Source organism: Pseudomonas maioricensis (genome assembly GCF_022790535.1).
Lineage (GTDB): Bacteria > Pseudomonadota > Gammaproteobacteria > Pseudomonadales > Pseudomonadaceae > Aquipseudomonas > Aquipseudomonas maioricensis.
Genome location: NZ_LOHG01000037.1, coordinates 1 through 9,607, shown reverse-complemented (window position 1 = coordinate 9,607; position 9,607 = coordinate 1). Strand labels below are relative to the sequence as shown.

Here is a 9,607-nt window from a genome sequence, read left to right as displayed (position 1 = left end):
GGCGGTGTATCAGACAAACCGCCATCGCTGCCTCGCGGTGCTCGTGAGCTCCTACAGGGAGTTTAGTTGAACCTTCAAGCCTGCGTCGTGTACCGCAACCACACCCCGCCACCGTCCTGAACCTCAGCCGAAACCAGTTTCAGATAGGCTGGCTGCTTCCAGGCCTCGGCCGATACCTCAAACGAGGCTGGATGCTCGCCTCTGCCATCGATCAAAGGCAGCAGCAAAACGCTGACTTCGTCCACGAGCCCGGCATTCAGGAACGAACCACTGACGTGAGGTCCGCCTTCGACGATCAGGCGTTTACGGCCCAGTTCGCTGGCGAGGATGTCGACGACTTTATTCAGGTCGATGTCAGTCTTGCCGCCAAAAATGTAGGACACATTGATGGATTGCAGATACGCAAGGTAATCGTCATCCACGGACTCGCTGACCACTTCGACCACATGGGAACCCAGCGCCTGATTGCTCTTCCAGGCGACTTTACCGTGGGGATCAATGGAAACGGCGAAGCTGTCAGCATGGCGATCAGCGAAATAATGCGTACGCGGCATCGGTGACGTGGCCAGACCACGGGGGTAGTCCTCGCTGTGAGCGATTTCCTGCATGGTCACGCGCCCACAAATCCAGGCATCAAACTTGAAGGTCTTGGCCAGCTCTTCGTAAAGGTCACCCGCCGCATTCTTGAAAGGCCGCTCCCAACCATCAGTCAAGGCGTGACCGTCCAGGGAGGACATCATGTGGCAGATGACGTAAGGCTTCATGGCAATGCTCCGGGCAGGTTACTTCACCAACACTGGCGATGTACTACCGACCCGTAGCGTCTGGGGATAGTTCGATTGCTAACGCTGCCAACGTCATCGCAGCCTTCGGCGGCTCTCTAAAAAAATATAACTCCCTGATACGGAGCGCCTTTTACTGTAGGAGTGAGCTTGCTCGCGATAGCGTCAGTTCAGGCGATATGTTCGTCGACCAAGAAACCGAATCTTCCGGATGCGACCCAGACCAAGCTCACTCCTACAGGTCCAATGTTTGCTTCAAGACAGCGCCGCGGCACAAACACCGGTGCGACTCCTGGCGTTGACCTCGCGGTGCCGTGGACACCGCAAGTGCCCCCATCAAAGCTTGAACTTGCCCACCATGCTCTGCAGGTGCACACCCAACCGCGCCAGCTCAACGCTGGACGCTGCGGTCTCTTCACTGGCAGCAGACGTCTGTTCAGAAATATCCCGGACATTGAGCACGCTGCGGTTGATCTCGTCGGCTACGGCGCTTTGCTGCTCAGCTGCGGCAGCGATCTGTTGATTCATCGATTCAATCGACGAAACAGAACGAGTAATGCTCACCAGTGACGTTGCAGCTTGCTGGGTCAGTTCCACGCTGCTGTCGGTTAACGTGCGGCTGTTTTCCAGAATCGTCGCGACACGTTGGGTGCCGCTGTGCAGGCCGGTGATCAAGCCTTCGATCTCTTCGGTCGAGGTCTGAGTGCGTTGCGCCAGGCTTCGCACTTCATCGGCCACGACGGCAAAGCCACGGCCGGCTTCACCGGCACGCGCCGCTTCAATGGCCGCGTTGAGGGCCAGCAGGTTGGTTTGCTGGGCCACTGACTTGATGACATCGAGCACGCTGCCAATCTTGTCGCTTTCGGTTTGCAGATCATTCATGGCAACCGTGGATTGGCTGACTTCTTCGGCCAACCGACCAATCTGCTGCATGGCCTGGGTCACGACGTCATCGCCCTGCTTCGCTTGGCGACTGGCATTGATCGCTGCTTCGGAAGCTTCTTCGGCGTTGCGGGCGACTTCCTGCACGGTGGCGGTCATTTCATTCATGGCCGTGGCCACCTGATCGGTCTCCACTTTCTGGCTGTTGACCCCGGCGCTGGTCTGCTCGGTCACCGCCGACAGTTGTTCGGCAGCACTGGCGATCTGCACCACGCCATCACTGATACCGCCAATCAAATCACGTAGCCCCACAGTCATGCGCTGCATGCTGGTTTGCAGCTGGCCCAGTTCGTCTTTGCGAGTGACCGCCATGTTGTGGCTCAGGTCACCGTTGGCGACGAACTCGGCATTGCGCAGGGTTTCCATCAGCGGCCCGACGATCAGACGAGTGATCACCCAGGCAGCCAGAATGCCGAACAACAGCGCAGCGAGGGTTGCGCCCGCCAGGAACATGTTGGCGTCATTCACGTCGTTGGTGCGCAACACAATCTGGTTGGCAGTCATTTTCTTGCTGGCTTCCAGCAATCGGGTCACGTCGTCCGTCAAGGCAATCTGCGCCTGCTGGGCCTTGGTCACGCTATCGCTGAACTGCGCGATCGCAGCCCGAAATGCGACCAGCGCCTGGTCAATGCCCTGAATGGCTTGAGGTGAAGCCTGATTGAGGTTTTTCAGGTTATTGCGTGCAACATCCACAGCTGCGAGTGCTGGTTGCAGGTATTCAGCCTTGGTGCTGTAGGTGTATGTCTGGGCGTGGGAACGCGCCTGCTGAATGAGACGGTTCTGCGCGGTCATGGCCCGAGCCTGAGGGTCCGCCTCGCCAGCCTGATCCTGAATTTTTTCCAGTTCGGCGATCATCGTATCAACCTGAACACTGATCGAGCTACGTGCCGCTTCACGACTTTGAGTCGCCTGGACGAAATTGTTGAAATGGGTTTTGTAGATTGTCACCGCATCACTGACTTCGCCAATCAGCCCAAGGCTGGCGCCGGTGACGAAAAAGGTTTTCATCTCACGGGTCTGGTTTTCCAGCTTGGTGATGTAGCTGGTAACCGCAGCGGCACGTTCGGCGTCCGGGTTGAGCATGTAACTCAGTCGGGCGATGCGCAGGTCGCGGGCCTGCTCGTTGAGCGTTGCAATCGACGCCACTTTGTCGCCACGCTCAGCCAGCGACTGCAAACCGGACCAACCGGTAAAAGCGATCAAACACGTGAGGATCAGCACCAGCGCGAAGCCGAGTGAAAGTTTTGCTTTGACACTGATATTCGCCAGTGTTGTGTTAATCGCTGTGAGCATAAAACCGTCCGGGAATGATGAGTTGGTGAGGGCGGCCCTGCTCTCTTAGACGCGCATCCATTTTGCGCGACATCAAAATGACATCACCGCATAATAAACGTTTCAGCACGGGAGAAAATAAGCTTCAAATGACAGACGGCCGGTTAGCAGGCGCTACCGGCACAAAGGCTTGCCTGGCGGGGGATACAGCGGGGCTAGAGAGCGTTTTGAAGATTTATTACCGAGTATTTCTAGGCTGCCGCAGCAACTCGCGTCTGCAGATCGAGCGTCACGCCGATCAAGCGGGCAAATATTTCCAGCGTCTGGATCAAATCGGGATCATCCAGTCTGGCGGGCAGCGGATCAAGGGCACACAGCGTGCCGAAAAATGCCCCGTCCGCCAGGATAATCGGTAACGACACATAGCTTTCGAATCCATATTGTTTCGGCACCGGATGGTTCACAAAACGCGGGTCTTCACTGACTTTGGAAATCACCACTGCTGCGTGATGCTGACGAATTTCCTTGCAGATGGTCGCCTCGACGTCCAGTTCATCGCCAGGGGTGACACCAAACTGGATTTCATCGTGGACAGCGCAGGCAATCCAGCGCTGATCAGTGACCCGGGCAATGGCTGCAAAACGCAGCGACGTCAGGCGTGTCATCAGGCGCAAAATGTTGGAAGTCGCTTCGACCTCGGCGATCGCTGCGACTTCAGCATCAGTCAATAAGATGGCTGTCACTTATGTGTACTCGTATGGTTCGGAGTCCAGACGTACAGTGAGCTGCGTCACAAAACGTCAGGCGGTTGCGCATCCTACGTTGGCGGTGCCCTGCCGGGCAACTGCCTGTGATGCCGCACCCAGGCGCCTAGCGTCGTTCCTCACGAATGAACGCTTCGCCCAGCGCACCCGGTTGATTGCCTGAACCTGCCGCCTTTGCGTTTTTGTCCATTGCCACCCAGATCATGACCATCAGCGTGACGGCATACGGCGTCATCAGCACGAAGTACTGCGGCAGGCGAATCCCGGTCGAGGCCAGCTGTGGAATCAGTGCTTCAATGCAGCCAAACAGAATGGCACCGGCCAGAGCACGCCAGGGTGACCAGCGCGCGAAAATCACCAGCGATACCGCAATCCAGCCACGTCCGCCGGTCATGTCCGCGATCCACATCTTGGTGCTGAGGACCGAAATGTATCCACCCGCCAGACCGATGAGCGCTGCCCCGGCAAGAATCGCAGCCAGCCGATAGCCCAACACGGAAATACCCGCTGCATCCGCGGCTTGCGGGTTCTCGCCCACTGCCCGCAAACGCAGGCCTGCATGACTGCGATACAGGAACCAGACCACGCCGAGAAAAATCAGCGGCGTCAGGTAAACCAGCGGATTTTGTACAAAGACCTTCCCGACCAGCGGCAACTCTGAAAGCGGCCAAAACGCAACAGCGCCCAGTCCAGTCACAGGCTGGTTGGTCCATTCCAGCAAGGTACCGAGCAACCCGGTGAGTCCCTGGCAGAAGAACACCAGCGCCAACCCGGCAATGACCTGATTGATGCGCATCACCAGCACCATCAGCGCGAATAACAGCGACACGACACTGGCGGCGAGCATGGCCATGATCAGCGAGATCATCGGCGTGCTGAAGCTCAGTTGTGCGCCGATCGCCGCCAGCGCACCGACCAGCATCAAGCCTTCGGCACCCAGCGCAAGAACCCCGGCACGCTCGGTCAGAATCAGGCCCAGAGCTGCCAGTGCGAATGGCACAGCAAAGTCAGGGGAGTTGCCCAGCCAGTTGGCAATCATGTCCATCACTGCTCTCCCTTCTGGATCAGTCGCATGCGATGGCGAATGAAAAAGTCCGACGAGGCCACACAGATCACCAGAATGGCCTGGATCAATTGCACCATGGAAAACGGGATCTGGTAGAACACCTGCAAACTGCGCCCCGCGACAAACAACAGCGCAACCAATAGAGCGACGATGGTTGCCGCAACAGGGTTATTGCGCGCCAGGAAGGCAATCAGAATTCCGGAGAAGCCATAGCCCTGATAAAACGACTGAGTCAGTCGCCCTTCTTGTCCGGCAGTAACGATAAACCCGGCAATCCCGGCCAGTGCCCCGGAAAGCAACACCGTGCCGATGATCATTTTGCGCACCGGCACACCCACGGCGTCGGCAACTCGCGGGTTAGCGTCAACGAAACGCAGGTACAGACCCGCCCGGGAAATGCCAATAAACCACAGCGCGAAAACGGTCACAAAGATCGCCAGAACAATCGCCCCGTTGTAACCATCGAGCAGATCAGGCAAGCGCTCGAAGCTCCGGAATGCCGGGGAATATGGAAAGTTGTCACGAGGGTCTTTCCAGTTGCCGTAGAGCAGATGCAGAAGGAAATTGGCGGCGATGTAGTTGAGCATCAGGGTCGAGATGATCTCATTGACCTTGAGACGCAGCTTGAGTAGCACCGGCGCGAGGGTCCAGAGCACCCCGCAGATCATTGCCGCCGCCAACATCAACGGCAGTCGAATCGACGGCGGGCCAACTTCGAACAGGGAAACTGCCGTGGCACCAATGCCGCCCCAGATCATCTGGCCTTCAAGGCCCAGGTTCCAGAAGCGCGCACGAAACGCCATGCACCCGGCCAGCCCCACCAGGATCATCGGCGCCGCCTGAAACAGCACCGCCTTGAAGTTCTGCGGGTCCAGCACGGTCAGCACGACAAACTCATTGAGCAGTTCTTCTGCCGGAACGCCCGCGCCGACCAGAATCGCCGCCGAAATAGCCAGGCCGACCACCAATGCCAGGGCAATCACCAGCGCTTGCCAGTACCAGGCCAACTGTTGACGAATTTCCAGTGCATAGCGGCGCGCCAGCAACGGCTGACGTCGTGCGGGCTTGTTGGCCGGGGATTGCAGTATCACTTCAGTCATGACTCACCATGGCCTTGCCTATCGCCTGGCGATCCGCCGGGCGTTCGAATTCTGCGACGATCCGGCCGCTGTTCATGACCCCGATACGATCAGCCAGCATCAGCACCTCATCAAGGTCTTCGCTGATCACCAGCACCGCCGCCCCCGCGTCCCGCGCGGCCCGCAAACGACCGTGCACCGCAGCGGTCGCCTTGGCATCCAGCCCCCGGCTGGGACTGTGAACGAGCACCAGTTGCGGGTCGCGGCTGAATTCCCGGGCGATCACCAGTTTCTGCGCGTTACCACCGGACAGCAGCGCGGCCTTCTGTTGCAGCGAGCGAACACCCTGCACATCGAATGCGGTGATAGCGGCGGTGGCATCCTCATCCATACGCTTGCTGCGCAGGCGAAAAAACGAGCCGTAGCGGCCACTGTGAATCTGCCCAATGGCAAAGTTCTCGGCCACGGACAACGAGCCTGCCAGCGCCGCGCCGTAGCGGTCGGCGGGAATCGACGCAATGCGCAAATCCCGGCGCTGCTCGGCAGATGCGCCGCACAAATCGCCAAAGCCCTGCAGCAACATTTCACCCTCGACGGCTTGCGGCAGGCCCATCAAGGCATTGGCCAGTTCACTCTGGCCGTTGCCCCCCACCCCGGCGATGCCGTAAATCTGTCCGGCATGCAGCGTCATATCGACGCCCGCCAACGGCCCCTGACCCGCTAAAGAGCGCAGGTTACGCACCACCAGTTTTGCCTCGCCAACCGGTGCTTGCGGATGCTCGGCAACGGTCTGCGATTCACCCACCGTCAAACGCACCAGTTGCTCGACCGATACGCTTTGCGGATCGAGGGTTTCCACCGTCCGGCCACCACGCATGACCGTCACCCGGTCGGCAAAGCGTTTGACGTCAGACATTTTGTGCGTCACCAAAACCACCGCCGCGCCCTGCCGGGCAAATGACTGAACCGTTGCCAGCAAGCGTTCGGCTTCCTGATCGGTCAGCACAGCGGTGGGCTCGTCGAGAATCAGGATGCGCGCGCCCGCCAGCAACACCTTGAGGATTTCCACTCGTTGCTGTTCGGCAATCGACAGGTTTTCGATGGTCTGGCGCGGATCAATGGCAAAGCCCAGTTCCTGAGCCTTGGCGCTGATCTGCTCTTCAAGTGCTTTCAAGCGTTTGCTGTAGCTGCCCTGCCCCAACGCATCAGGCAGACCAAGCAGAATGTTCTGAGCAACCGTGAAAGGTCGCACCAGCTTGAAATGCTGGTGGACCATACCGATGTGGTAGCGGCTCGCATCCTTCGGGCCGCCAAGCCGCACCGGATTGTCGTCGATCAACAGCGAGCCGCTCTCCGGCGCGTACAAACCCGCGGCGATGTTCATCAGCGATGATTTGCCTGCACCGTTTTCACCGAGCAAGGCATGCACTTCGCCCCATTTAGCGGAGAAGTGCGCGTCAGTCAGGGCCTTGAAACCGTCGAAGGATTTGCTGATGCCGATGAGCTGGATCGCATTCGCCTGACTCATTGCTGAGAGGCCACGCCTTTGACAAACCAGTCCATCTTCCACAGGTCGGCATCCGGCAAACTTGTACCGGCAGCAATACGTTCCTTGCCGTCTCGATCACTCATCGGGCCGCTGTAAATGATTTTCTGGCCTTTCATCAACTCCTCACGAGCGGCCTCGATCTTTTGCTTGTTCTCGGCAGAAATGTGCTCGCCCGCCGTCAGCGTAATGTCTGTGCCACCTTGCTCCATGGACAGCAGCGCGCCTTTTGGATCAGGCACCCAGTTACCGGCAATGATCTTCTTCAGCTCAGGGGCAAGAAAGCGATCCCAGACCCAGGCCGAAGAACAAACGGTGGCCTTGGGCGCGAACTCACTCAAGTCACGGTGGTAGCCGGTACCCAGCACGCCGCGCTCTTGCGCAACGATTTGTGGCGTCGGGCTGTCCACGTGCTGACCGAGTACATCAGCGCCGTTATCGATCAGGGCCATGGCGGCTGCGCGCTCTTTGACCGGGTCATTCCAGGCGCCGGTGTAAATCACGTTAACGGTGGCATTCGGGTTGATCTGTTGCGCGCCCAGCGCGAAGGCATTGACTGTCCAATTGACCTGCCCAAACGGGTTGGCAGCGACGAAGCCCAGCTTGCCCGTCTTAGATGCCGCGCCCGCGACCATGCCGCACAGGTACTGACTTTCGTAAGTACGGCCGTAGAAGGATTCCAGATTCGGCGCATTGGTGGTACCCGAGCCATTGAGGAAGGCAATCTTCGGGTACTTCTTCGCCAGATCAAGGAAGGTGTCGGAGTAGCCAAACGCGGTACCAATGATGACGTTGGCACCCCGAGCGATCAGTCGATCAACCACCGGGGTGATTGCAGCGGCGTTTTCAGGAACGCTTTCCACGTACTGAATTTTGGTGCCCAGCTCTTTCTCCAGCTTGACCCTCGATTCATCGAACGCCTGAGTCCAGCCACCGTCATTACGTGGGCTGATGTAAACCATGGCGATCTTCGCCGGTTTCTCCAGGGTCAACCCCTCTGCGGAAGCGCCATTCGCCAGCCCCAGCAATATTGCCGCACCCAAGGTTTGCTTAAGAAATCTGTTGAGCATTGTTGATCATCCTGATGGTAGGCCAGCAGCGGGATAAGGCTCGACCGATCAGAATCTCCGACCGGACAGCTGCTCAGGGGATAGCAGTAACTGTGCCATTCTTTGAATAGCTATAAGTTTCAGATGGTTAGCTTTTCAGAGTGCTGAAAACAGATCAAATGGTCCAAAGCAGAGCACTTGGTTTGGGCGGGGCGAGCACGAAAAGCGGGCATGGGCATTGAGGTGGGTCAATGGGATGGGCTTTTAGCGCGGGCGGATGCCGTTGAGGATCAACGTCTGCAGATTTTCCAGCGTCTGCGCAAAGAACACCGGATCATCAAGCGTCTTGCCAGTCACCGCATTGATCTGGCTGGCAAAGTCCGCATAGTGCTGAGTCGTGGCCCACAGCGAAAAGATCAGGTGATGCGGCTCAACCGGCGCCAGTTTACCCGCCTCTATCCAGCCCTGAATCACCGAGACCTTGGCCTCGACGATATCGCGCAACGGCTGCTCCAGCTCAGCCAGCATCAACGGCGCCCCCTGAACGATCTCCAGACAGAACAACCGTGACTCGGCAGGATGATCGCGAGACAACTCCAGCTTGACCCGAATGTACTCACTGATCGCTTCAACCGGATCCTGCTCCGCACTGAAGCCGCGCAGCGGTTTTAGCCAGACATCCAGTAGCTGTCGCAACACACTGGTGTAGAGCTCTTCTTTACTGGCGAAGTAATAAAGCAGATTGGTCTTGGACACATCAGCCATGTTCGCCACCTGGTCCAGGCTGGTGCCATGCAAACCGAAGCGGGAAAAAATCTCCAGCGCCGCATCCAGAATCGCCGTGCGCTTGCCTTCTATTAAACGCATCCGCCGATTGACCGTCGACGCACTGGCTTCGCGCGTGCCCTTGCCTTTGGCCACCGGCTTGGCTTTAGCCTTGACCCCAGCCGCCTTGGGCTTCACCACACGGCTGCGTTTGACTGATTTGGGAGGCGTCACTGGAGGTTGGTTGTTCACATTTACGACCGCATCAACATTGAGTACCGGGGCACTTTACCTCGGTGGATGGGGGCTGGGTAAAGCACTCATGCAGAAAACACGAAACCT

The 9,607-nt window shown here is 58.1% G+C and carries 8 protein-coding genes and 1 pseudogene; all 9 read right to left on the bottom strand.

Translation table 11 applies throughout. The features are described 5' to 3' along the window. Window positions 1-74 precede the first annotated feature (74 nt). The gene (locus AUC61_RS26315; RefSeq protein WP_243249214.1) at window positions 75-764 is read right to left on the bottom strand and encodes a dihydrofolate reductase family protein; all 690 of its coding nucleotides are present in this window, start codon (window positions 762-764) and stop codon (window positions 75-77) included. A gap of 354 nt (window positions 765-1,118) precedes the next feature. Next, entirely contained in the window at window positions 1,119-1,832 is a 714-nt protein-coding gene (locus AUC61_RS26815; protein ID WP_422765765.1) for a methyl-accepting chemotaxis protein, read from the bottom strand. 144 nt (window positions 1,833-1,976) lie between these two features. Beyond that, window positions 1,977-3,017 (bottom strand): annotated as a pseudogene (locus AUC61_RS26810) (methyl-accepting chemotaxis protein); the annotation flags it as partial. A gap of 230 nt (window positions 3,018-3,247) precedes the next feature. After that, a complete protein-coding gene (locus tag AUC61_RS26305) occupies window positions 3,248-3,739 on the bottom strand; it encodes a GAF domain-containing protein (protein ID WP_240350546.1) in 492 nt (163 codons plus the stop codon). 127 nt (window positions 3,740-3,866) lie between these two features. Then, window positions 3,867-4,805, bottom strand: coding sequence for an ABC transporter permease (locus AUC61_RS26300; RefSeq protein WP_243249209.1), 939 nt, complete (start codon window positions 4,803-4,805; stop codon window positions 3,867-3,869). Beyond that, window positions 4,805-5,926: an ABC transporter permease gene (locus tag AUC61_RS26295; protein WP_243249207.1), complete on the bottom strand. Its 1,122-nt coding sequence runs from the start codon at window positions 5,924-5,926 to the stop codon at window positions 4,805-4,807. The genes AUC61_RS26300 and AUC61_RS26295 overlap by 1 nt, the downstream gene beginning before the upstream one ends. After that, window positions 5,919-7,433, bottom strand: coding sequence for an ABC transporter ATP-binding protein (locus AUC61_RS26290; RefSeq protein ID WP_243249205.1), 1,515 nt, complete (start codon window positions 7,431-7,433; stop codon window positions 5,919-5,921). Before AUC61_RS26290 ends, AUC61_RS26295 begins: the two co-directional genes overlap by 8 nt. Further along, window positions 7,430-8,521, bottom strand: a complete 1,092-nt coding sequence (locus AUC61_RS26285) for a BMP family ABC transporter substrate-binding protein (RefSeq protein WP_243249203.1) — start codon at window positions 8,519-8,521, stop codon at window positions 7,430-7,432. The genes AUC61_RS26290 and AUC61_RS26285 overlap by 4 nt, the downstream gene beginning before the upstream one ends. Window positions 8,522-8,764: 243 nt before the next feature. Beyond that, window positions 8,765-9,517, bottom strand: coding sequence for an HTH-type transcriptional regulator RutR (rutR, locus tag AUC61_RS26280; RefSeq protein ID WP_243249202.1), 753 nt, complete (start codon window positions 9,515-9,517; stop codon window positions 8,765-8,767). Window positions 9,518-9,607 lie beyond the last annotated feature (90 nt).

Excerpts from the sequence above, each read along its gene's own strand:
- AUC61_RS26285 (WP_243249203.1), bottom strand. The coding sequence starts at position 8,521 with ATGCTCAACAGATTTCTTAAGCAAACCTTGGGTGCGGCAATATTGCTG.
- AUC61_RS26295 (WP_243249207.1), bottom strand. The coding sequence starts at position 5,926 with ATGACTGAAGTGATACTGCAATCCCCGGCCAACAAGCCCGCACGACGT.
- AUC61_RS26315 (WP_243249214.1), bottom strand. The coding sequence starts at position 764 with ATGAAGCCTTACGTCATCTGCCACATGATGTCCTCCCTGGACGGTCAC.
- AUC61_RS26290 (WP_243249205.1), bottom strand. The coding sequence starts at position 7,433 with ATGAGTCAGGCGAATGCGATCCAGCTCATCGGCATCAGCAAATCCTTC.
- AUC61_RS26815 (WP_422765765.1), bottom strand. The coding sequence starts at position 1,832 with ATGAATGAAATGACCGCCACCGTGCAGGAAGTCGCCCGCAACGCCGAA.
- AUC61_RS26300 (WP_243249209.1), bottom strand. The coding sequence starts at position 4,805 with ATGGACATGATTGCCAACTGGCTGGGCAACTCCCCTGACTTTGCTGTG.